This window comes from Streptomyces sp. NPDC043812 (assembly GCF_056436245.1).
Genome location: NZ_JBWKCY010000022.1, coordinates 57,838 through 80,336, shown reverse-complemented (window position 1 = coordinate 80,336; position 22,499 = coordinate 57,838). Strand labels below are relative to the sequence as shown.

Annotated in this window: 19 protein-coding genes and 2 pseudogenes; 12 read left to right on the top strand and 9 right to left on the bottom strand. The window is 70.1% G+C overall.

Going from position 1 to position 22,499, the window contains the following annotated elements:
• Nucleotides 1-8: 8 nt before the first annotated feature.
• Entirely contained in the window at nucleotides 9-3,743 is a 3,735-nt protein-coding gene (locus AC067Z_RS28630) for a S8 family serine peptidase (protein WP_478792513.1), read from the top strand.
• 137 nt (nucleotides 3,744-3,880) lie between these two features.
• Nucleotides 3,881-4,879, top strand: a complete 999-nt coding sequence (locus AC067Z_RS28625; protein WP_478792512.1) for a transcriptional regulator TrmB — start codon at nucleotides 3,881-3,883, stop codon at nucleotides 4,877-4,879.
• 461 nt (nucleotides 4,880-5,340) lie between these two features.
• Here the strand turns inward: AC067Z_RS28625 and AC067Z_RS28620 are convergent, their stop codons facing one another.
• Nucleotides 5,341-6,378 (bottom strand): DUF2332 domain-containing protein, encoded by a 1,038-nt coding sequence (locus AC067Z_RS28620; protein ID WP_478792511.1) that lies wholly within the window; start codon nucleotides 6,376-6,378, stop codon nucleotides 5,341-5,343.
• A 109-nt stretch (nucleotides 6,379-6,487) separates the two neighbouring features.
• Here AC067Z_RS28620 and AC067Z_RS28615 point away from each other — a divergent pair, with 109 nt between their 5' ends.
• On the top strand, nucleotides 6,488-6,853 hold the full coding sequence (locus tag AC067Z_RS28615; RefSeq protein WP_478792510.1) for a hypothetical protein: 366 nt from the start codon (nucleotides 6,488-6,490) through the stop codon (nucleotides 6,851-6,853).
• Nucleotides 6,854-6,899: 46 nt separating this feature from the next.
• Entirely contained in the window at nucleotides 6,900-7,958 is a 1,059-nt protein-coding gene (locus AC067Z_RS28610) for a phosphotransferase (protein ID WP_478792509.1), read from the top strand.
• A gap of 624 nt (nucleotides 7,959-8,582) precedes the next feature.
• Here AC067Z_RS28610 and AC067Z_RS28605 read toward each other — a convergent pair.
• The 3 genes from AC067Z_RS28605 to AC067Z_RS28595 form a co-directional block, all read right to left on the bottom strand.
• Complete coding sequence (locus AC067Z_RS28605; RefSeq protein WP_478792508.1) at nucleotides 8,583-9,104, bottom strand: hypothetical protein; 522 nt, start codon at nucleotides 9,102-9,104, stop codon at nucleotides 8,583-8,585.
• Between the two features lie 84 nt (nucleotides 9,105-9,188).
• The gene (locus AC067Z_RS28600; protein WP_478792507.1) at nucleotides 9,189-9,506 is read right to left on the bottom strand and encodes an anthrone oxygenase family protein; all 318 of its coding nucleotides are present in this window, start codon (nucleotides 9,504-9,506) and stop codon (nucleotides 9,189-9,191) included.
• Nucleotides 9,506-9,694 (bottom strand): hypothetical protein, encoded by a 189-nt coding sequence (locus AC067Z_RS28595; protein WP_478792506.1) that lies wholly within the window; start codon nucleotides 9,692-9,694, stop codon nucleotides 9,506-9,508. Before AC067Z_RS28595 ends, AC067Z_RS28600 begins: the two co-directional genes overlap by 1 nt.
• A gap of 438 nt (nucleotides 9,695-10,132) precedes the next feature.
• Between AC067Z_RS28595 and AC067Z_RS28590 the strand changes: the two genes are divergently transcribed.
• Genes AC067Z_RS28590 through AC067Z_RS28580 form a run of 3 tightly spaced genes read left to right on the top strand, consistent with a single transcriptional unit; the run spans nucleotide 10,133 to nucleotide 14,081 of the window.
• Entirely contained in the window at nucleotides 10,133-10,825 is a 693-nt protein-coding gene (locus AC067Z_RS28590; protein WP_478792505.1) for a FadR/GntR family transcriptional regulator, read from the top strand.
• Nucleotides 10,825-12,222, top strand: a complete 1,398-nt coding sequence (locus AC067Z_RS28585; RefSeq protein ID WP_478792504.1) for a hypothetical protein — start codon at nucleotides 10,825-10,827, stop codon at nucleotides 12,220-12,222. Before AC067Z_RS28590 ends, AC067Z_RS28585 begins: the two co-directional genes overlap by 1 nt.
• A complete protein-coding gene (locus AC067Z_RS28580) occupies nucleotides 12,219-14,081 on the top strand; it encodes a GMC family oxidoreductase (RefSeq protein ID WP_478792503.1) in 1,863 nt (620 codons plus the stop codon). The genes AC067Z_RS28585 and AC067Z_RS28580 overlap by 4 nt, the downstream gene beginning before the upstream one ends.
• 109 nt (nucleotides 14,082-14,190) lie before the next feature.
• On the opposite strand, the gene AC067Z_RS28575 is transcribed toward AC067Z_RS28580, so the two are convergent.
• Nucleotides 14,191-14,910, bottom strand: coding sequence for a DinB family protein (locus AC067Z_RS28575; RefSeq protein WP_478792502.1), 720 nt, complete (start codon nucleotides 14,908-14,910; stop codon nucleotides 14,191-14,193).
• A gap of 432 nt (nucleotides 14,911-15,342) precedes the next feature.
• On the opposite strand from AC067Z_RS28575, the gene AC067Z_RS28570 reads away from it, so the two are divergent.
• Nucleotides 15,343-16,731 carry a (2,3-dihydroxybenzoyl)adenylate synthase gene (locus AC067Z_RS28570; protein WP_478792501.1) on the top strand — a complete coding sequence of 463 codons (1,389 nt, stop codon included), beginning with the start codon at nucleotides 15,343-15,345 and terminating at the stop codon, nucleotides 16,729-16,731.
• A gap of 70 nt (nucleotides 16,732-16,801) precedes the next feature.
• Here the strand turns inward: AC067Z_RS28570 and AC067Z_RS28565 are convergent, their stop codons facing one another.
• Nucleotides 16,802-17,188: a VOC family protein gene (locus AC067Z_RS28565; RefSeq protein ID WP_478792500.1), complete on the bottom strand. Its 387-nt coding sequence runs from the start codon at nucleotides 17,186-17,188 to the stop codon at nucleotides 16,802-16,804.
• Nucleotides 17,189-17,517: 329 nt separating this feature from the next.
• Here AC067Z_RS28565 and AC067Z_RS28560 point away from each other — a divergent pair, with 329 nt between their 5' ends.
• Nucleotides 17,518-18,213, top strand: coding sequence for an alpha/beta fold hydrolase (locus AC067Z_RS28560; protein WP_478792499.1), 696 nt, complete (start codon nucleotides 17,518-17,520; stop codon nucleotides 18,211-18,213).
• Between the two features lie 47 nt (nucleotides 18,214-18,260).
• Here the strand turns inward: AC067Z_RS28560 and AC067Z_RS28555 are convergent.
• Nucleotides 18,261-18,398, bottom strand: a pseudogene (locus AC067Z_RS28555) (IS5 family transposase); the annotation flags it as partial.
• A 54-nt stretch (nucleotides 18,399-18,452) separates the two neighbouring features.
• Here AC067Z_RS28555 and AC067Z_RS28550 point away from each other — a divergent pair.
• A complete protein-coding gene (locus AC067Z_RS28550; RefSeq protein ID WP_478792498.1) occupies nucleotides 18,453-19,307 on the top strand; it encodes an alpha/beta fold hydrolase in 855 nt (284 codons plus the stop codon).
• Nucleotides 19,308-19,444: 137 nt separating this feature from the next.
• On the opposite strand, the pseudogene AC067Z_RS28545 reads toward AC067Z_RS28550, so the two are convergent.
• A pseudogene (locus AC067Z_RS28545) lies at nucleotides 19,445-19,600 on the bottom strand (IS630 family transposase); the annotation flags it as partial.
• Between the two features lie 114 nt (nucleotides 19,601-19,714).
• Nucleotides 19,715-20,368 carry a M15 family metallopeptidase gene (locus AC067Z_RS28540; RefSeq protein ID WP_478792497.1) on the bottom strand — a complete coding sequence of 218 codons (654 nt, stop codon included), beginning with the start codon at nucleotides 20,366-20,368 and terminating at the stop codon, nucleotides 19,715-19,717.
• Nucleotides 20,369-20,848: 480 nt separating this feature from the next.
• Between AC067Z_RS28540 and AC067Z_RS28535 the strand changes: the two genes are divergently transcribed.
• Together AC067Z_RS28535 and AC067Z_RS28530 are read left to right on the top strand one after the other, a co-directional pair.
• Nucleotides 20,849-21,052: a hypothetical protein gene (locus AC067Z_RS28535; RefSeq protein ID WP_478792496.1), complete on the top strand. Its 204-nt coding sequence runs from the start codon at nucleotides 20,849-20,851 to the stop codon at nucleotides 21,050-21,052.
• Nucleotides 21,053-21,544: 492 nt separating this feature from the next.
• On the top strand, nucleotides 21,545-22,372 hold the full coding sequence (locus tag AC067Z_RS28530; RefSeq protein WP_478792495.1) for an SDR family oxidoreductase: 828 nt from the start codon (nucleotides 21,545-21,547) through the stop codon (nucleotides 22,370-22,372).
• The last annotated feature ends 127 nt before the right edge of the window (nucleotides 22,373-22,499 follow it).

Below are 22,499 nucleotides of genomic sequence, written 5' to 3'. Positions count from 1 at the left end.
CCCATGGCATGTTCTCCCCCTCTCAGTCTTCCGCCTTCCGGCGCAGACGCTGGCAGCTGCTCTCTGCCGCCATCGCGGTGCCGTTGCTGGCGTCGGGGCTCGCAGTTCTGCAAGCGCCCGCACAAGCCGCCCCGAGCAAGCCCCCCGTTCCCGCCAAGCCCTCGGCGACCCACAAGGTCACCCTGGTCACCGGCGACGTCGTCACGGTCACCACGACGGCCGACGGCAAGCAGATCGCCGACGTCGACCGGCCGGACAGCGCCGTCGGCGGCGTGAAACTCCAGGAGATCAAGGGCGACCTGTTCGTCATCCCGGACGAGGCGGCGCCGCTGCTGGGCACGAACAAACTGGACCGGCGGCTGTTCAACGTCACCGACCTGATCGAGATGGGCTACGACGACGCCAAGTCGGCCGCGGTACCGCTGATCGCGACGTACGCCCAGCCGAAGTCTCGCGCGGCCGTCGAGCCGACGGCCCCCCGGGGCAGCAAGCTGACTCGTAAGCTCAAGGGCATCCGCGGTGCCGTGCTCAGCACCGAGAAGCGGCAGGCCCGCACGTTCTGGTCCACCGTCGCGCCGCAGGGCAGCGCCACGTTGGGCGCGGGCATGGCGAAGCTGTGGCTCGACGGTCGAGTGAAGGCCAACCTGAAGGAGAGCGTGCCGCTGATCGGCGCGCCCGAGGCCTGGGCGGCCGGCCACACCGGCAAGGGCGTCAAGGTTGCGGTGCTCGACACCGGCATCGACGTCAACCACCCCGACCTCGCCGGCCTGATCGACGGCACGGCCAGCTTCGTGCCGGGCGAGGCCGTCACCGACATCAACGGGCACGGCACGCATGTGGCCGGCACGATCGTCGGTTCGGGCGCCGCCTCCGGAGGCGACAACAAGGGCGTCGCTCCCGGCGCCGACCTGTTCGTCGGCAAGGTGCTCGGCGGCGCGGAGGGCTACGGCCAGGACTCCTGGGTCATGGCCGGCATGCAGTGGGCCGCCGAGTCCGGTGCGGACGTCGTCAACATGAGCCTCGGCGACTCCTACCCGACGGACGGCAGCGACCCGATGTCGCAGACAGTCGACGCGCTGTCCGCGCAGTTCGGCACGCTGTTCGTCATAGCCGCCGGCAACGCCGGCCCGGAGAGCATCTCCGCCCCGGGCGCGGCAGCCTCGGCGCTGACCGTGGCCGCCACGGACAAGGAGGACCGGCTCGCGTCCTTCTCCAGCACCGGCCCGCTCGCCTACTCCGGCGGCATGAAGCCGGACATCGCGGCGCCCGGCGTGGACATCACCGCGGCCCGCTCGCAGGAGATGACCGACGGCGGCGAGGGCCACTACCGCACCATCAGCGGCACCTCGATGGCCACCCCGCACGTGGCCGGCGCGGCGGCGATCCTGGCCCAGCAACACCCGGACTGGACCGGCGCGCAGCTCAAGGAACACCTGATGAGCACCGCGAAGGGCCTGGACGGCGGGTACTCGCCGTACGAGGTCGGCACCGGCCGCCTCGACGTGGCCGCCGCCGTGCGCACCACGGTCCGCGGAACGGGATCGCTCTTCTTCGGCAACTACACATGGCCGCACGAGCCGAGCGACATCGCCGTCACGAAGGACCTGACCTTCACCAACACCGGTTCCGCCGACGCCGAGCTGAAGCTGGCGCTGACCGACGACGACGGGCCGTTCACCCTGGGAGCCACCACGGTGACCGTCCCGGCGGGCGGCACCGCCACCGTCCCGGTGACCGGTGACCCGCAATCCGCTTCGGCAGGCCGGCACGTCGGCTACGTGACAGCCACCGACGCGGCGACCGGGCAGCCGGTGACCCGCACGTCCGTGGCGTTGCTCAAGGAGGAGGAGCGCCACGACCTGACCATCAAGCTGGTCGGCCGGGACGGCAAGCCCGCCGCCGGCCAGGTCACAGTCAACCTCGCCGGGGACTTCTGGCCGTGGTCGGTCTACGTCGACGGCCAGACCACCATGCGTATGGCACCCGGCCTGTACACCGTCGCGGGGTACCTCGACGTGGCCGGCGAGAAGGCGGACCGCTCGGGTCTGGCCGTGATGGTCGCCCCGGAGACCGTGCTCAAGGACGGCTCCGCGGAGGTGGTGCTGGACGCGAGCAAGGCACGCCTGCTGCAGACCGAGGCGCCGCAGCGCACCGAGGACCGCCAGCGCAAGGTCGACTTCAACGTCCACTACAAGGGCCTCGACCCGTTCATGGACTACCGCAGCGCGTACGTGCTGCCGCCGACGTACGACGACGTCTACGTCGCGCCGACGAAGCCGATGGCACAGGGCGAGTTCATCCTGACCACCCGCTGGCGCAAGGGCGAGCCGGCGCTCAGCCTGAGCACGTTGGGCGGTCTGCTCCGCTTCGAGACACTGGTGCAGGCGGGCAGTGCCCTGGGCACCGCCACGGACAAGCTGGACGCCGCCTACGCGGGCAACGGCGCGGCGGCCGCATACGAGAAGATCAAGGCCAAGGGCAAGGTCGTCGTCATCACGCGCAGCGACGAGGTCTCGCCGCAGGAGCGCACCGAGGCCGCGGTCGCGGCCGGTGCGAAGGCGCTGATCGTGGTCAACGACGGTGTCGGTGCCCTGATGGAGTACGTCGGCGAGTCGACCATCCCGGTCGCCACCGTGCACCGCGACGCGGGCAAGTCCCTCGTGTCGATGGCCAGGACCGGCATCCTGAAGCTGACCGTGGAGCAGACCGAGCACACGCCCTTCGTCTACGACCTGACCCGGGAATACCCCGGCCAGGTGCCGGACCGGGCCCTGGTCTACAAGCCGACCAAGCGTGACCTCGCCCGGATCGATGCCCGCTACTACTCGGCCACGGGTGGTCGGGCGGCGGAGGGCTACCGGTCCGACTTCACCCTCAGCCCGTCGTTCAACTTCCCCGAGGCCGAGTGGCACCCGGGCACCCGCACCGAATGGGTAACGCCGGGCCAGGTCTGGAGGGAGTTCCACGCGCAGGGCGTCGACGGAAACCTGCCGTGGGTGATGGTGTCGGGCGACAACACGTACGCCAAGGGCAGCACCACCGAACTGGACTGGTTCGCTCCGGCGACCCGGCCCGGCCAGGGCGAGTCCTTCGGTGTGTACAACTCCCGTTGGCAGAACTACATGACCTGGAACGTGCAGGCATGGGCCTCCGCGAGCGACAACATGCGGCTGGGGGGCTTCCTGCCGTGGGGTGAGACGCCGTCCCACCTGCAGGTCTTCCAGGGCGACACGCTGATCCACGACAACCCGGTCAGCGGAGACATGCAGTGGGTGGAGGTGCCGGCGGGCAACCTGCCCTACCGCGCCGTCCTCGACGTGGAGCGGCCGGGTGACGTCTTCCGGCTGTCGACGCGCACCCACACCGAGTGGACCTTCATGTCCGACACAGTCGACTCGGACTTCTTCGAGCCGTTCTCGGTGCTGAACCTGGACTACAAGCTGGAGTCGGACCTGCACGGGGATGTCAAGGCCAACGCCACCCAGCAGATCGCGCTCAAGCCGGTGTCGATGGACCTCGGCGCCGTGCCGGGCACCGTCAACAAGGTGACGCTGGACGTCTCGTACGACGACGGCGCCACCTGGCAGAAGGTGACCCTGGCCAAGGGCGCCAACGGCTACTGGACGGGTTCGTTCAAAACGGCCAAGAAGCCCGGCGGCTACGTCTCGGTACGCGCGAGCGCCGCGACGGACAAGGGCTTCAGCGTCAAGAACGAGATCATCCGGGCGTACGGCCTGCGATGAGCCACACTGTCGGGCCCCGGGGAGGCGACTCCCCGGGGCCCTACCCCTCGCACCTGCTCCCATCAGGGACTATTCAGGGTCTGCCGCCATGGCGCATACTCTCTCCGCTGCGGCAAGCGGAAGAGAGTCGGTCGCCGATGCTGGATGTTCTGGGTCTCGGACCCGATGACGAGCGCGTCTACCGGGAGCTGCTCGGACGGCCGAACTCCACCGCGATGCTGCTGTCGGATCTGCTCGCCCTGTCGCAGGCCCACGTCGACAAGGCATTGTCCCGCCTGGTCGGGTGGGGACTGGTGACCGGTTCGGCGGACGAGCGGTTCACCGCCGCGCCGCCGGCCATGGCGCTCGGCGCCCTCATCAGCCAGCGCCGGGACGGGCTGCGCGCGGCTGAGCACGCACTGGTGACCTTCGCCGAGGAACACCGGGCGGCGATGACCGGGAGCAGCATCAGCGATCTGGTCGAGGTCGTCACGGGCGTCGACGCCATCCGCCATCGCTTCCTCCAGGTGCAGCAGGCAGCCCGCACGCAGGTCCGCTCCTTCATCACCGCACCGTTCGTCGCCTTGCCGCCCGACGAGAACACAGCCGAACCCATGGCCATCGGCCGCGGCGTGCACTTCCGGGCGGTCCTGGACCGGGCAGTGCTGGCGGAGCCGGGCATCATCCACGATGCGATCGATTCACTGCGCAACGGCGTACAACTGCGTGTCGCCGACGAGCTGCCGATGAAACTCGTCCTGGCCGACGCCGACCTCGGCCTTGTCCCGCTCGCGACCACACCGGCCGGCGAGCCCGGCGCCGTGCTGCTGCACCGCAGCGGCCTGTTGGACGCCCTGGACGCGCTGTTCGAGACGGTATGGCGCACCGCCCACCCGCTCGAACTGTCGGGCACCGGCACGGAAGCCGAACCCACCGTCGAGCTCGGTGCGGAAGGCCCGACCGACCTCGACCGAAGGATCCTTGCGCTACTACTGGCCGGCATGACCGATCCGACGGCGGCGACACAGCTCGGTCTGTCACCGCGCACGCTGCACCGACGCCTGCGCCACCTCATGGACCTAGCCGGAGTTCGGACCCGGATGCAGCTTGGCGGTCACGCCGTCCGACACGGCTGGGTGGGGCCCCGGTCAACGTGACCCGGCCGTGAACGACCGGGCTTTGAGGCAGTGCCAAGCCGGCTGCTGGGTGGGTTCCTCCGTCCGGGCGGCCCGACCGCCGAGAGCTGGGATGCGCTGGTCACCGGATTGACCCGGTCATCGCGCTCCCCACTGCCACGGACCCCCACGCCTCCTCCTCGGACCGAGGATCCCCGCAACGGCCCTCAGTCGTGGGCGACTTGCTGAAGGACCCCATCGGCCAGTGATCCGCCCCGGCGGTACTACGACGGATCGGGCCCCCGAGCCGGGGCTATCGGTCCCGGCTCGTAGCGTTGGGAGCGAGGGCCTGTCACCTGGTCCGGGTGACCGGAGCCCCTGTGACCCAACCTCGTCCGAGTGCACAAGGCCTTATGTCGAGGCTCTTGCCTCCTCGGAACCAGCTCCGGACCACGAAATCTCGAGTTCAGGCGAATTCGTCGATGGATCAGCCTGACGGGACACTAGGAGTCTGCCAGCCACGCCAGCAAGCGGCCCTGCGACCAGCAGCGGCCAATGGCCTCGGCGCGCAGAGCCGACCGGTCGAGCACCGCCAGGCCGATGATGCTGTGGCCGGAGGCGCGGCGATCGCCAAGTGTCGGTACCGTCGGCGCGACTCCGACACCCTCCGCTGACACCCACGCCACCGCCCGGCCGGCCGCCGCTTCGTCGAGGCGGTGCAGGAAGCGCAGGCGGCTCTCGAGCGGGAACCGCGACAGCGCCCACGACGTGGTGACGACAGGCAGGGCGTCCGCGGGCACGTGGGCGAAGGCGTCGGGCAGCACCTCGACGGCGTCCCCTTGCAGCAGCAGCGGAGGGGCCGTCGCCGCCAACGCCATCTCCGCTTCGAGCCTCGCGACCCGCTCCGGCTGATCCGGCCACAGGCAGGCACGCATCCATCGGGCGTCATCCGCGTCGGTCACGTCGACCGGATCGAGGTCGACGCCGACCCGGGCGACGACCTCGGGCATCGCCCACGTCGGGATGGGACGGTCTCCCACGATCGAAGACGACAGCTGGACGGGAGATGAGGGGTCGCCCAGCGTTTGTCCGTTGCTGTACGTGATGCCAACGCGATCGACTTGGAGATTGAGCCCAGCCGAGCAGCCCACGTCGATCAGCCCAACCGCATTCGCGCCTACCCGGCGCGCCGCCTCGGCAATGGCCGGATACAGCACGGCGCAGCGTCCGGTTTCGTTGGTCCGCGTCTGCCGGCGCACGGCGATGGCCACGACCGAGTCGGTCTTTCGCAGCAGTGCGTCGATCGCCGCGCCGGCGGCAGCGTCGCCGTCCGCAGCGGCATAGGCGGCGGCAAGCTCCGGGGCGCGTCCGGCGAGGGCGAGGTCGTGCAGCGCGGCGAGGATCACCGTGGGGTGCCGCTTGCGCGCCGGCGCCGCCTCGATGGCGCGCAGTGCCTCGTCGGACTCACTCAGGGCGAGGGCGACGCGCTCATACAGCGGCGATGTTTTGGCGGCATCGACCTCACCGAAGCGTCTGTACACCTGAGCGAGTGTGCGGGCCTTACCCACGGGATGCGGCGCTTGCTGCGGTCGGTCCTGGCATCCCGACGATTCTAGCCATGGGAAACGACACCCCCGGACCCGATTCGAGATGGCGGACATGCTGGGCGTGCCGGTGACCGTCGTCGCGTACGTCGCGTACGTCGCGTACGTCGCGTACGTCGCGTACGAGGTCGGGCGCCGGGCCGCCCAGCTTCTGCTGGACCGGGTCGAGCAGGGTCCAGGACGCGCCGCCGGAACCGGCGCGCCGAACGGTTGTGCCGACGACGGTAGTGCGCAACGGCGTGTAGGGGACTGGCTGGCAACGGTCGTCGAGGCCAGCCGCCCGGGTAGGCCGACGCAGGACGCCCGCCCGACCGTCCGCTCCGGGCACCACCAGGCCGCCGACCGCGCGGGCGAGGGTCTGATGGCGGCGGCGCGTGTTCATCGGCCGGCACGACAACGCTGGTGTCCGTGACCAAAAGTCCGTACACCGTGCTGCGGAGCGGCCTACGCTGCAATTTATGCCGACCCCGGTGCCGATCAGCGACGAACTGCGTTCCGTGCTGGGCTCGCCCACGGAGGCCACGCTCCTGGACAGCAGCCCGCGCTCCCGGGTGTGGAAGGTCGAACTGCGCGGCGGTGGCCGGGTGATCGTCAAACAGATCGCCGACGGAGGTGGAACCGGGCCTGACGGGGATGCGCGTTATGCGCGGGAGGTCGCCGCGTTGCGGCTCGCCGCGCGGGCCACCCGGCCGACCGTCGCGCCCGCGCTGCTCGGAGCGGACCCGGCGTCCCGCGTGATGGTCCTGGAGCACCTGGACGATCTCGGCGCGGCCGACGACTGGATTCCCGGCTACGCCGAGTCCCTCGCCCGGCTGCACGCGCTCACCGGACCGACCGATACGGGCACGCTCCCCGCCTGGTCCGGACCGACGGCCGCCGACGCCGAGTCCTTCCTTACTCTCGCCAAGGCGCTCGACGTCCCCGTCGAACCCGCAGTGCCGAACGAACTCGCCGGCCTGATCGACCGACTCGACCCTGCGAGCCACCATGCGTTGCTGCACGGCGACCCCTGCCCCGGCAACGACCTACGCACCGCCACCGGCGTCCGCTTCATTGACTTCGAGCAGGCGTCGCTGGGCAATGGCCTGGTCGAACTCGCCTACTTCCGCATCGGGTTCCCGACCTGCTGGTGCGCGATGTCGGTCACGGCCGCGCCGCTCGCGGAAGCCGAGGACATCTACCGTGCCACCTGGCGGAGTCTCACCGGCACGGACGTCCCCGGCGACCTCGCCGACGCCTGCGCCGGCTGGTTGATCCGTGGCGACGCACTCGTCGAACGCGCTCAACGCGAATCGGTCGACCACCTCGCTCGGGTGCCGGCGGAGGACTTCGAGTGGGGCTACATCTCCGCCCGGGAGCGCCTCGTCCACCGGCTCGGTGCGGTCGCCGACCTGACCCGCGACCACGACCATCTGCATGCCCTCGGCCACCTCAGCGAGGCCCTGGCCGCGCGCCTGCTGGAACGCTGGCCCGCACTGCGCCCACTGCCCGCGCAGAACACACGACCTCGGTACTGACAGCCTGTGTGATCACCGAGTGTGGTCGCCGGGTGCGTAGTGCTTCCGGGGTGCTCCGGCACTCGTCGGTTGGTCCACTTCGGCGTGGTCTTCAGCGAGTATCAGGAAGCTGCATCGTTTGCCGCAGAACTTGCCCGGCCGCTCGGCATCAACTGTTTCGACCCGCAGGACGGGCGTCTGATCGCCTGACCGAAGCCCCTCCTGGCCATGATTGGGTGCTCAGCGCAGCCACGGCGACCGTGCTGCCATCGCCGGCACAAGAAAGCCGGGCAAGGACGCGCGGTCCGGCTCCACGGAAACGAGCAAACCCACCTCGTGGACAACGCCAGCGGCCCCACACGGCCGTCAGGAGGGCCGATCTCCGCCACTGAGGCCCTGGTCGTCGCGGCCGAACGGGAACGTGAACCCCGGCAACCTTGCCGCCGACGGCGCGTCATGTCCCGTGCGACCGCTGCCGTCGCGGCTCGCCGCTGGCCAGTGTCCGATGAGTCGTGTGACTCGGACATGTCTGTGTCGTTCCACCCACCGTGGGGCGGGGTGACTGCTCGGACCTGGAGTGGGCTCGGTTGGAGCCGCACCTGCTCAGGAACGTGGGCGGGCCGGCGTCGGACGGGGACAACGGATTCAGGTAGCAGGGCATGCCCCATCGTCGATGTAGAGGGCGACGGAGTCGTAGCCCATGGCCAGCTTGCGCTTCATGGCGTAGGCGCTGAGGCAGAAGGCGGTGTCCGTGCCGTTCGCGGTGACGGTGTAGTCGGCCTGTTCCACGCCCCCGCTGAACAGAGCGGACTCCGGCGGCTCAGAGGCGAGGGTGACGGTCAGAGCGTCCTGGGGACTGTGGCCGTGCCCCGCGATCGAGGCCTTCAGGATGTCGGGGTAGTTGATGGTCCCGGGCCCGAACTCCGCTTTGCTCGACAGTTCTGCCGTCGCTGCTTTCACGGCGGACCGCAGCTCGCCGCCGTCCCAGGTGTCGGAGCTGCTGAGGAGGCCCGGGTGGTAGAGCAGGTACATGCCGCCGCCGGCGAACAGCAGTGAGCCGACGATGAGGGCGCGGCCGACGGGGTTGCGTCGGTTGTAGACGTAGTGGTTGGTGCCCCACTTGCTGCGGATGAATACGCGGTCTGCGCCGTCTCGGCTGTCGGACATAGCGAGATTCTCGACGCCGGAGGGTCCTTGTGGCCAACGGATTGGGGAGCGGCTGCAGCCGAACTGCCCGCAGAGGGCCGCTGGTTATCGATGGCGGGTGTACCAACGCGGCTCGCCCGAGGCGGTCACCGGCCGCTCGGTCGGTCGGTCGGTGGCCTGGCCGAGCCCGCGATGAATCACCAACGCCCAGGCGAGACAGCCGAACCCGATCGTTGCCGCGACAGCCCGCCCGGTGTTCCAGGCCGTCCACGTCGTTTCATCGACCAAGGCGCGTACCGCCGCGAGTTCGGTGGTGCTGCCGGTCTCTGTGGCCGTCCGGATCTTCTCGTTGAGGGGCTCGTGGACGCCGAACGTGATCGCGAACACCACCAGGCAGCACACCAGTGCCGCCCCGACCCACATCAGTACCGGCCGCTGCCCCGCGCGGAGATGGAGGGCGGCGGACAGCCCGTGAACAGCAGCGTGCCGAGGAACCCCACACCGAGGAACAGCGGATTGGTGATGGCCGTATCGAGTGCCCGGAAGGCCGCGACGAAGGTGCGGTCGTCGACGTTGCTCAGACCGGGCATGACCGCGTTCGACCAGTTCACTTTCAGCACCGCCTTCACGCCACTACGGCGTCAGCCCGCTCACCTACCGACAGCAACGCGCGATCCCCGCGTAAGCCGCGGGACGACGGTTCGGCCGGGAGCGGCGGTGCTCACCGCCGGCCCTCGGGTGGCTGGTCGTGCCACATCGGCGCACGCCGCTCAACAGTCCGCCAGTTTCTGTTCATTCGAGAGCGGATCACGGCCGAGGGGCAGCGCGAGCACGAACGCCGACGAGGGGCCGAGGTGCGGCCGCCGGTCCCGGACTGGCTGCTCGAGGGCGCGACCTTGCTGGGTTCCCGCTCACGCAGCCGCCGTTGCACCCGACGAACCGAAGAAGGACGCGGACGCCCCGTAGCCGGTTCTGCCCGGCACGGACCCTTGCCTCCCGATCCCACAGCGTGGTTCAGTGGCTCATCCACTCAGCCACTGAGGAGAGTTGTGGAGACACTGCCCCGCGAGACGATCGTCGACGCACTGGAGATGCGCCTGAGGGAGGACATCCTCACCGGCCGCCATCCCACCGGCAGTTATCTGCCCCCCGAGCGTGAACTCGCCGACGGCTACGGCGTCACCCGCACCACCCTCAAGCACGCATTCGGCCGCCTGGTGCAGGCCGGGCTGTTGGAGACCCGGCACGGTGTCGGCACCCGGGTGCGGGACTACGCGCGCCTCGGCGGCGCGGATCTGCTGCCGATGCTGGTGCGGCACAGCCCCGGCTGGCTCGGCGAGATCTTCGAAGTGCGGCGCAGCATCGGCGCGTTGATCGCGGGCCGCGCCGCCGAGAAGGGCACGGCGGCGCAATGCACCGAGCTGCGGGAGCTGCTGGCCGACGTGGCAGGCGGCGAGGGCGGGGATCCGGTCCAGCTCGCCGACATCGAGGTGCACCGTGCGCTGGCGCGCGCCACCGGCAACCGGGTCTACACCCTGCTGACCAACACCCTGTTCAACGCCTACGTGCCGATGCGTGCCCATCTGGTCGGGCCGTTCCTCGACCCGGAGGCCGCCCATGCGCGACTGGCCCCAGTCGTCGAAGCGGTCTGCGCGGGGGACGGCGCGGCGGCCCGCGCCGCAGCCGACGCCTATATGAGCGCCACCGAGCGGATCATGCTCGACGGGCTGGGGGTCGAGTGATGGCCGGGCGCGGAACGGAGTTCACCGAGACCATGGTCGGTTCGGTGCGGCTGGCCGGCGAGAGCGAGACGCGAGCAATGCGACTCGATCTGGCCGTCCGGGCCGAGGGGTTGATGCTCCCGCACCGGACGACCGACGGCACACTGACCGGCCGCGTACGGATCGCGGGACTGGCCGACGACCGTGATGTCCGCGGCGAGCTGGAGATTTCGCCGATCGCCCGGCGGCGGATCCGCTACCGGCTGGACTTCACCGCCGACGGTCGCCGCTACTCGCTCGACGGGTGGAAGTCCGTCTCGGCGCTGCGGCCGGTGAAGTCGATGACGGTCCTGCCGTTCACGCTGCTGGCGGACGGCGAGGAGGCCGGGCGGGGCACCCTGCGCTTCCCCGTGACGACCGCACTGATGCCGTTCCTGGGCAGCTTCCGCTTCCCCCGAGCGCAGGACGCGGAGGACACGGCACGGCATCTGGCACCACGCTGGAACGGCAGCCCCGGCCGCACCGAGGTCTGGTACACCACGCTCACCGACCCCAAGACCCGTACCGGAGTGTGGCTGCACCATGAGCTGACCGCGCCTGCCGACGGTGCCCCCGCCCACGGGCACGGCTGGGTCGCCCTCTTCCCGCCCGAAGGTCCCGTCGAGCATGCCCGGTTCGGCCCCGAGCCGTTGGAGCCGGATCCCGCCGGCTTCAGCGTGGACGGTATCGAGGCCGGGCCCGGCCGGCTGCGGGGGTCAGCGGGCGCCTTCAGCTGGGATCTCACCGAACGCCCGCAGGGCGAGCCTCTGTTCACCTTTCCGCGCTGGTCATGGCGGCGTCCGCTGCTGCCGGCCGCGCAGATCCTTCCGTCCGCGCACGCCTCCTACACGGGCACGGTCACGCACCCCGGCGGAGAACTCCAACTCGACGCCGCCCCGGGCGCCTCCGCCCGGATCTACGGACACGGCAACGCCCGCCGCTGGGCCTGGCTCCACGCCGACCTCGGCGGTGGGGACGTCCTCGAGATCGTGGCAGCCGTGTCCATGCGTCCCGGACTGAACAAGCTGCCGCCGCTCACCTTCCTGCGGCTGCGCAGGAACGGCCGCACCTGGCCGCGCCACGCGGAGCGCAGCGCCGTCGGCTGGGCGGGGCTCGGCCGCTTCCGGACGCGCATCGGCCTGCCCGTATGGACCGTGAGCGGCACGGCGGGGCTTCGCCGCATCAAGGTCGAGGTCACCCAGCCCGAGGAGCGCACCCTGGCGCTCGACTACACCGATCCCGACGGCGGGGCCGCCGTGTGCCGCAACAGCGAGAGCGCGGACGCTCAGGTCCTGCTGGAGCGGTGGTGGGGCCGGTGGCGTACGGAAGCCGAGTGGTTCCTGGACGGCACGGCGCACGCGGAGGTGGGAGACCGGTGAGCGGCAGGCTCGGCGGCCTCGTCGCCGCTCTTCTCGCCGACGACGGCAGCGCGCCCTGGCCCGGCGCTGTGCCCGACCGGCTCGGCAGGATGCTCGACGCGATGCCCGCTGCGGCCCGCGCCGGGGTGCACGGAGCGGCCGCTGCCATCGACCTGTACGCCGCGGTGCGCATGGGTCGGCAGCTGCGCCGTCTCACGCCGGTCGAGCGGGAGAGCGTGCTGGCCTCGTTGGCCGCCCACCCCGCGTTGGTGCCTGTGCTGGACGCTGTGAAAGTCCCGGTGATGCTGGCCGCAGGCACGGAACGGATGCTCCATGAGGAGCCGGGCCGCGCGCCCTCTGCACCGCCGTTCGAGGATCCGCCGCTGGACTGCGTGCCGTCGGCCGAGTGGCCGGACCGGTCGACGGCCGACGCCGTCGTGATCGGCTCCGGCGCGGGCGGCGCGATCGCCGCGCGCACGCTCGCCCGCGCCGGGATGCGTGTCGTGGTCCTGGAGGAGGGGCGCCGGCACACCACTGCCGACTTCGGGCGGCGGGCACCCCTGGACCGGTTCGCGGAGCTGTACCGCGACGGAGGCGCGACCGTGGCGCTCGGCAACCCGCCCGTGGTGCTTCCGGTGGGCCGTGCGGTGGGAGGCACCACCGTCGTCAACTCCGGTACGTGCTACCGCACTCCGGACCATGTGCTCGCGCGCTGGCGGGAGGCGTTCGGAGTGGGCCTGGCCGATGCGGCCGCCTTCGCGGCGCGCCTCGACGAGGTCGAACGCACCCTGCGGGTGGCGACCCAGCCGCTCGACGTCCTGGGCCGCAACGGGCGCACGGCCCTGGTCGGCGCCGAGAACCTCGGCTGGAAGGCCGGACCGCTGCGGCGCAACGCGCCGGGCTGCAAGGGCTCGTGCCAGTGCGTCGTCGGCTGTCCGACCGGTGCCAAGCAGAGCGTTCAGCTGTCCGTGCTGCCCGACGCATGCGCGGCCGGGGCACGTATCGTCACCAGCGCTTACGTACGCCGGATCCTGACCGATCCGGACCGGCCCGGCGGCCCACGCGCGTGCGGCGTCAGCGTACGGCGGCCGGACGGAACGGACTTCGAGATCCTCGCACCGCTCGTCGTCGTCGCGGCCGGGGCGCTGCACTCTCCGCCGCTGCTGCGGCGCTCCGGCCTCGGCCGTCACCCCCGGCTCGGGCGCAATCTGGCCGTCCATCCGGCGACCAGCGTCGCCGGACGCTTCACGGAACGGATCACCGCGTGGCACGGAGTGCTGCAGAGCGTCGGCATCGAGCAGCACCACGACGACGGGATCCTCATCGAGGCCACGGCCGGGCCTCCGGGCATGGGATCGTTCGTGCTCCCCGGCGTGGGCCGCGCGCTGCGTACGGAGCTGGAGGAAGCGGGCAACCTCGCCACGCTGGGCGCGATGATCGCCGACCGGCCTTCGGGCCGGGTCCTTGGCGCTCGGCGCAGTGTGCTGCGCTACGACCTCGATCCGGGCGACGGCCGACGGCTGCTGCGCGCGATCGAGGTGATGGGAGAGCTGCTGTTCGCGGCGGGCGCCGAGGAGGTCCTGACCGGGATCGCGGCCGCGCCACGGGCCGGTTCCGTGGAGGAACTGCGGCTGCTGCTGGGCAATGTGACGGCACGGCAGCTGCATCTGTCGGCGTTCCATCCGACGGGGACGGTCGCCATCGGCGCCGACGCACAGACCGCGCCCGCCGACCCGCATGGCCGGCTGCGCGGCGTGCACGGCGTCCTGGTCGCGGACGGATCGGCGCTGCCGAGCTGTCCGGAGGTGAACCCTCAGCTGACCATCATGGCAACGGCCCTGGCAGTGAGCGAGGCCGCTGCCGCGGGCGGCCCGGCCTGATCCGGGAGGCAGACCGTCGATGAAACGGGGCACCGGGCCGTGGCCGGTGCCCCGTCGTGTTGGCCATTGAACTCCTTGGCGCTTGAACTCCTTCGCGGTGTGCCCGGGCCTACGCGGAAGTGGTGAAGCGGGCCTGCCACAGGTCGCGCAGCAATGCGATCTCGGCCATGTGGTGGATGAATTCGAGGTTGGCCCCCGACAGCACCGCGAGGAATGGGTCGTCGGGGTCGGAGCCGTACGGGTACTGCGAGAAGCCGACCGTGTCGAGCTGCTCGTCGGTGATGGCGGCGACGCTGTAGCGCCAGCGGTCGATCAGCGTCCAGAACCGCTCGAGTGCCAAGGCGGCGGAGGGGGTGAAATCGACCAGCAGTTTCGGTTCCTGCCGCCGTTCACCGAAGGTCCACTCCCATCCGCCCGCGAAGCAGAAGTGCAGGTGCCCCAGCCGCCACGCGATGGTTGTGACCGGCGTTTCGTCAGGCTCCGGCGCACCGGTGTGGGCGAGGATCTGCTCGACCCGCTCGACACTCACGCTCCAGTCATCGGCGATCTTGGCGACGGTCATGCCGCCGGCGGCCTGCCGGGCAACCTCGGCGTACTCGTTTGCCGGGATGTCCGGGGCGCCCAAGTCGAGTACCCACTCGCCTGGGCCGAACGCCCTGGGCGTCGCCGCCTCGCCCCGGCGCCGGATCGACCAGCAACCGGGCAGCGGCTCCCACAGGTATTCCTCGTCGCCGAGCCCCGTCAGCCGTACCAGGGCCATCTCCCTGGCGCGGTCGAACTGGTCGAGCAGCAGGCCCAAACGGCCGGTCCGCGCACCCTCGATCTCCATGCCTGGCTCCCTTCGCGGTCGCTTCTCGTACCTCACTGCGCTCCGGCGGAAGTTAACGGCTCACCTCACGGGGCGCGACCGATTTCCTCGCCTATGCAGCGGTGCAGCACCACCCGCATCACCGCACTCGTCGAGTGGGATTGCGCCCCGACCATTCCTCCTGGTCAGCGGCGCTCATTGGTCTTTCTGCTGAGGGAACTCGGCGTCAGTGGTTGGGAAAGCTCATTGCGTATAGGGGTGTTGACAGATTGGGTTGCCAAGGTCAAGACGGCGGGGTTGCGCCCCGGCGTTGAGAAGGGGGCGATGTGGGGTCGCATGGCGGCATGACCTCCATGAACAACACCGGCCGGCCCGACTGTCGGCGGGAGTCCGGCTCCTCCTGGAGGCCGCCGTCGTGCTGGACCGGCCCTTGACTGGTACAGAAGGAAGCGAATGACATCCATGCTCGACGGCTGCACGCCCTGGCCCCAGGAGTTCGTCGACCGCTACTGGGCGGCCGGGCACTGGCGTGGCAATACGCTGGACAACCTGCTGCGCGGATGGGCTCTGCAGTACGGACCGCGGACCGCGCTCGTGCACGGCGGCACCCGTATCACGTACGCGGACCTGAACCGGCGCGTGGACCGCATGGCCGCCGGATTCCGGCTGCGCGGCCTCCGGCCCGGGCAACGGGTCGTCGTCCAGCTACCGAACGTTCCCGAGTTCGTCATCACCGTGTTCGCACTGATGCGCGTCGCCGCGGTCCCCGTGTTCTGCCTGGTCTCGCACCGCGCGTCCGAGGTGTCCCACCTCGTACGGGTCACCCAGGCCGTCGGCTACGTCGGCCCCTCGACGTACCAGGGCTTCGACCACACGGCGATGGCCGCGGACATCGCGGCCCGAGGGCCCTTCCTGCGGCGGGTGTTCACCCTTGAGGCGCCGGGCGCCTCGTCCCCGTACGGCGGCCTGACGACCGACCCGTCGGGCTGCCACTACTGCCCGCTGGGCTCCATCGACGCCCCACCCGAGCCGGCGCTTGCGCAGAGCGCCGACCAGGTGGCGTTCTTCCTGCTCTCCGGCGGTACCACCGCGGCGCCCAAGCTCATTCCGCGCACCCACAACGACTACGCCTACCAGGCGCGGGCCGCCGCAGAACTGGTGTCGCTCACCGAGAACGACGTGTATCTCGCCGCGCTGCCCGCCGAGTTCAACTTCACCTTCGGCTGCCCCGGCATCGTCGGCACCCTCTCCGTCGGCGGCACCGTCGTCCTGGTCGAGAACCCGGGACCCGCCACATGCTTCCCGGCCATCGGACGAGAGCGGGTCACCATCACGTCGGTGGTGCCCGCCGTCGCCCAGCTCTGGCTCGACGCACGTCCCACGGTCCAGGCCGACTTGAGCAGTCTGCGTCTCGTGCAGATCGGCGGCGCGCCCTCCCACCGGGCGACCGCCGAACGGATAGGCCCCGAATTGGGCTGTCGCCTGCAGCGGGTCTTCGGCATGGCCGAGGGGCTGCTCACTCTCACCCGGCCCGCCGATCCGGAGGAGACCGTGCTCACCACGCAGGGCCGCCCGCTCTCGCCCGACGACGAGATCCGCATCGTCGACGTCGACGGCAAGGACGTGCCCGACGGGGAGCCCGGCGAACTGCTCGCCCGCGGTCCGTACACCCTGCGAGGCTATTACCGGGCACCCGACCACAACGCACACTCCTTCACCACCGACGGCTACTTCCGCGCCGGCGACCTCGCGCGGCGCACCCCGGACGGCAACCTGGTGGTGACTGGTCGCCTCGAGGACGTCCCGCGATGGGCTGACCACGAAGATCCATCCGGCCTGTGACGGGCAGGCAGGCCGCTGTCCGTGTGGGTAGGCGACCGGAAGCAGGTCTGGCGCGGTGTGCGGCGTCCGATCAGGGACGGCGGCTCGCAAGGACGCAGAACTCGTTCCCCTCGGGGTCGGCAAGTACGACCCAGCTCGCATCGCCTTGGCCGACGTCGGCGTGTCGAGCACCCAGGTCGAGCAGACGACGGACCTCTTCGTCCTGCTCCCTGTCGGTTGGGTTGACGTCGAGGTGGAGCCTGTTCTTGACGGTCTTGCCCTCGGGCACGTGCGCGAATGTCAACGTCGGTGGCACTGGGCCAAGGTGGTTCTTGCCTTCCGGCGCCGAAGGGGAGCCAATTGTGACAATACCGTCGTCTTCGTCCAGCACCTCGTAGTCAAGGACCGAGCACCAGAACCGGGCGAGACCGTGGGGGTCGGCACAGTCGATCACAAGCTCGGTGAACTTACTGGTCAAGTCAGGACCTCCCAGCCCCGTAGCGAGTGCGCCGAAGGCCACACGTTAATCGCAGGGGTCGGCTGGCGAGGTAAGCCGCGCGTGGTGTGCGTTCGTCGAGGGCCTGGTGGGGTCGCAGAGCATCGTAGGTGTGGCGGGACAGGTCGACTTCGACGGCGAGGGCGGTGCCGTCCCCGATGGTGGCGCCGTAGAGATGCTTCGTACTTCAGCGTGCCGAAGAACCGCTCGACTACGCCGTTGGTCTGTCGGACAAACCGGCAGTGGCTTGTTCGGATCTCGTCCTAGGCTGAGGGCCTGAGGGCCATGAAGCTGGAGAAGGGGTACTGACCATGGACATCCTGCTCATCGGCGGACTGTGGCTGGACGGATCCGTGTGGGGCCGCGTCGCGTCCGCGCTGGAGACGCTCGGCCATCGCCCCGTGCCGCTCACTCTCCCGGGCCAGGGGGACGGCCCCGCGTCCGCCACGCTCGACGACCAGCTGGCAGCGGTGCTCGCCGCGGTGGACGCGGCGCCCGGCAAGCCCATGGTGGTGGGGCATTCAGCCGCATGCACGCTGGCTTGGCTGGCTGCCGACCGGCGGCCGGAGGGGCTGGCCAAGGTCGCCCTCATCGGCGGCTTCCCGTCCGCCGACGGTCAGCCGTACGCCGACTTCTTCGAAGTGAGGGACGGCGTCATGCCCTTCCCGGGCTGGGACCCCTTTGAGGGGCCGGACGCCGCCGACCTCGACGACGAGGCCAGGCGAGAGCTGGCGGCTGCAGCGATCCCCGTGCCCGCAGGCGTTGCCAAGGGCGTGGTGCGGTTGTCGGACGAGCGGCGGTTCGGCGTCCCGGTCGTGGTCGTTTGCCCGGAGTTCACGCCCGCACAGGCGCAGGAGTGGATCAACGCCGGCGACGTGCCGGAACTCGCCCAGGCAAAGCACGTCGACTTCGTCGACGTCGACTCGGGCCACTGGCCCATGGTCACCCAGCCTGCCGAGCTGGCGCGAATCCTGGCCGCGGCGGCCGGCGCGGCTGGCGCGGCCTGACGGGCAAACGGCTGGGCATGGGCAGTCCCTGCCGGCGTAAGTGCTCGTCACAGCCACGCGTTGATGGCCGCCGCGAGAACCGTCGCCTCGTAGCGCACGGCGAGCTTGTCGTATCTGGTGGCCACGGCGCGGTGGTGCTTGAGGCTGTTGATGCCGCACTCGACAGCAGGGCGCTCGCGGTAGTCGGCCTCGGTCAATCCGGTGTCCGAAATGCTGTGTGCCCCCTACCGTGAAGCCCAATGACACGCCTACATGCTCATGACTATGGGGGCCATGGCCCTCAACTGGTTCTCCTGCACGGTTACGCACGGTCGCTCACCGACTGGGACGCCTCGGCCGCCCTGCTCACCGCCGGGCACCGCGTCCTCGCCGTCGACCTTCCCGGGCACGGCCGCTCTCCCGGTATCTCCCCCTGGACCATCCCCACCGTGGTGCGGCACATCGCGGACACGCTCGACGTGCATGGCGTGCCGGAGGCCGTTGCGGTGGGCCATTCCCTCGGCGGACTGGTCGCGGTCGAGTACGCCCGGGCGAACCCCGACCGTGCCCGTGCCGCCGTGAATCTCGACGGCTTCTGGTGGGGACGCGAGTACCCCGGCGCTGACCGGGTGAGTGAGGGGCTGCTGGCGTCGGCCGGGACCATCGCGCCACCCGAGTACATCGAGGAACAGGTCATCAATCACGCCCGGCTCGGCATTCCCGCCGACCGTGCGGAGGCCGCTGCCCGCGCGGCCGCACGCCCGTTGCCCGACGGTAAGTGGCAGACGCTGCCGGAACGGGCGGAGGCGCTGGGGATCCACGACGAACTCCACAGGCTCGGCGGGCTCGGTGTCACCACGTGGCTGGACGGGGTCGACTGCCCGCTGCTGCTGGTACAGGCCGGCCGACGGCTACCGCCTGCGCCTGGCATGGAGTGGTTCGACGAGTTCAGCGCCCGGTTCGCACGAGGGGTCTCCGCTGAGCTGGCCGCGCTCTCCCGCACCCGGCCGATGATCAGCGTCGACCGGGTCGACGCCACCCACCCCATGATCCTGGAGACTCCAGAAGCGGTGGCGACGCTGGTCGCCGGGTTCGTTCGAGGACTGCCCGGCTGAAGAAGCCGGCACAGCTCCTGAACCCCGCTTTCGCCCGGCTCCACTGCTCGAATGCGGACTCGAAGAAGCCCCGTTGACCTGTTTGCACAGATCATGTCCGTCGCGAACTCGTCGTCTGTGGACGGGGGTTCACGGCACGTCACCACGGCGACCTTGGCCACGTTCCTGCCCTGGGCGGACAACAGCACCATCTGGGCACGCCGCCAGGTCACCACCGAGCCGGAGCCCTGCCGGACGATCCGCAGCAGCCGTGTGCCCTCGTCGTCATCGATCTCACGGCTCAGCCCCCGCACAGCATGACGCACCCCGCGCCGCCCGGACTGCCTCCGGACGGCACCCACAGCAGGACGGATCTGCGCCTCAAGGTCACTTGGCATGTCGGGGGAGTCGGCAATGGAGTGCTCGTCTCAGGGCAGTTCCCGCGGTCCGTAGCAGGCGTGATCCGCCCCTGTGGCCAGGGCCCAATAGCGGTCTCCGAGCGACCAGTGCCACCACTCTGTGGGGTAGTTCACCAAATCCACAGCAGTCAGAGCGGCCCCGAGGATCTTCCTGTTCCCGCGTGCCTCGGCGCTGATGCTGTCGGCCCCGGTGTAGCAGGCGCCCGCGCTCTCCTCCGGGGAAGCGTTCATCAGGGTGCCCAAATCCAGTTCGCGCCCCTCGATGTCGGCCAGTGTCAGATCCACCGCAGCCCCCGCGCTGTGCGGCGCGATCTCAGGCGGGGAGACATAGCGGCTCGCCGCCGCATGGATCTGCTCGGCGGACCACTCCGGGTGGAGCGACTGCAGCTTCTCCGAGTAGCCCTCGAAGTACGTCCGCTGCAACGACAACGGGCGGTAGCCCTCGACGAACAGCAACCGCAGCCCATGGGGAAGCAGTGCTTGGGCCTCCACAAGCCGGTTGACGACGCCTTCCCGTAGATACGCGAAGGCGTCCGCTGCGTCCTGCTGGCGGGCATCGACCAGCAAGGCGCCATCGCGACGGACATCCACCAGCGGCTCACCGCATTCCTGTACGGGAGTTGCGGTGACCCTCGGATCCGACATCAGGATGATCTCACTCATAGGGAGATCATCTTCTCCTGAGTCCCCTCCTCGCCAGGCACGGTTTCGTCTCCACCGTGTCGTCGCACCCGGAACAGGATCAGACCGCCCGTCAGGATCAAGCCCCATGCTTTGTCGAGAGCGTCACGAACCGTGCCTTCGGTGCACTCCGCGTAGCCCTACCTGGCCCAGGCCCAGGCCAGGCGTCCGGCACGGGGCCGACAGCCCGGGGTGACGCAGACCTCGGCGCCCGACCATGGAGAAGGGAGTAAGAGGCACCGGATCGATCAAGGAGCGTCGGGCGTACGCATGATGCAGGAAGTACGACGCCCATCACTCGACATGTGGCGCAGCCGTCCGCACGGCCAGACCGTGCGGGCCACCTCTGAGCTTGCTCAAATAGGCAGTAACACCGTGACCTGCGGGGGACGCTGACCCCATGAATCAGGACATGAGTCTGCGGTTGTCCGCGGACCGCGGGGCCGAGGCGAGGTGGCATCAGTGCACATGTGGGTGGTGATCGGCGGTTTCGCGGCGGTCGTCGTGCTGTTCGGAGCAGCGCTGTGGGCCATCGATGTGCGGCGCGAGCGTGAACACGGCAGTAACAGTCACTGGCAGAATCCTGTCGACCCTGCCGACCACGGCGGTGGCGCATCCGGTCAGGAATTCTCCCTGGGTGGCGGGGGCGGAGGGGACGCGTCATGAGGCGGGGAGGTCGGGAGCCTTCAGGGACGTATTCGGCCATGCCAAGCGGGAAATCTTGATCAGAGCGGACGCTTCTCAGTCCGAATAGGTGTAAAGGCGTTGCCTGGCCCTGCGCCCCCTGTTCTCCGGCCGTGCCCACGCCGGTGCTCGGGCAGCAGGGTCAGCTCCGCCGCGGAGCGCACCGCACCCGGCGTACACAACACAGCGTCCGCCGGCTCGAACAGTTCGTCGCCCTGCTTGGTCAGACACCCCTACAACTCGTCCCGGAAGCGTGACGCTTCCGGGAACGCTTCCCCACAGCAGTTCAGGCAGACTCACCCTCAAGGCCTTCGTCTTGATCGGTGCATTTTGGTCGGAGCGCATGATCAGACGAAGGCCGCCTCAGCGTCGGGCGAATGCCGAGGTGACCGGCATGGTTCGAGGCGCACTTCGACGCGTTGTCCCGTCTCGGTGAAGTGGGAGCGGGTGCGAGATCCTCTACCGTGTCGCTTCATGACAGTCCTGATCATCGGCGGCAGCGGGTTCCTGGGCACCGAGCTGGTCCGCCAGGCGGCAGCGGCCGGGCACGCGACGGCCGCGACCTTCGCGACCAGACCCGGCAGAACTCCGGAGGTCACGTGGCACGCCCTCGACCTGCGGGACCCCGAGCGCGTCGAAGCAGTCGTAGCCGAGGTGGGCCCGCGCCTCATCGTCAACGCGACGAGCGGCAAATCCGACTGGGCGGTCACGGCCGAGGGAGCTGTCCGCCTGGCGATGGCCGCGGCACAGTACGGCAGCCGCCTGGTCCATGTTTCCAGCGACGCGGTGTTCTCCGGCGCCCGGGTCCACTACGACGAATCCTGCCTCCCCGACCCAGTCACCCCCTACGGCGCGGCGAAGGCCGCAGCGGAGACAGGCGTCCGCCTCGTGCACCCGGAGGCCGTCATCGCTCGCACCTCGTTGATCATCGGCGACCGGAAGTCCGTGCACGTACGCATGGTGCACGACCTCGCTGCGGGGACCCGGAACGGCGTCCTGTTCACCGACGACATCCGCTGCCCGGTGCATGTCGCAGACCTGGCCGCCGCCCTGCTGGAACTCGCGTCCTGCGAGACGAACGGCGTTCACCATCTGGCAGGAGCCGACGCCGTGAGCCGTCACGAACTAGGCACCCTCATCGCCGAGCGAGACGGGCTCGACGCCTCCCGACTGCCCTCGGGCCTGCGGGCCGACAGCGCACTTCCCGGGGCGATCGACGTCCGCCTCGACAGCCGCGCCACCCAGCACAGGCTGCACACCACGTTGCGCGGCGCCCGCCAGTTCCTCGCCATGGCGGATTGAGCACCTCCTAGCGTCGGGTCCGGGGTGTCGCCTCCGCCGGAGACGTCGGAGGAGACGGTGTTGCCGCCCAGGAGCAGAATGTTCGCGTCGCCGTCCTTGGCGTTGTCCGTCAGCGCGTGCGCACCGA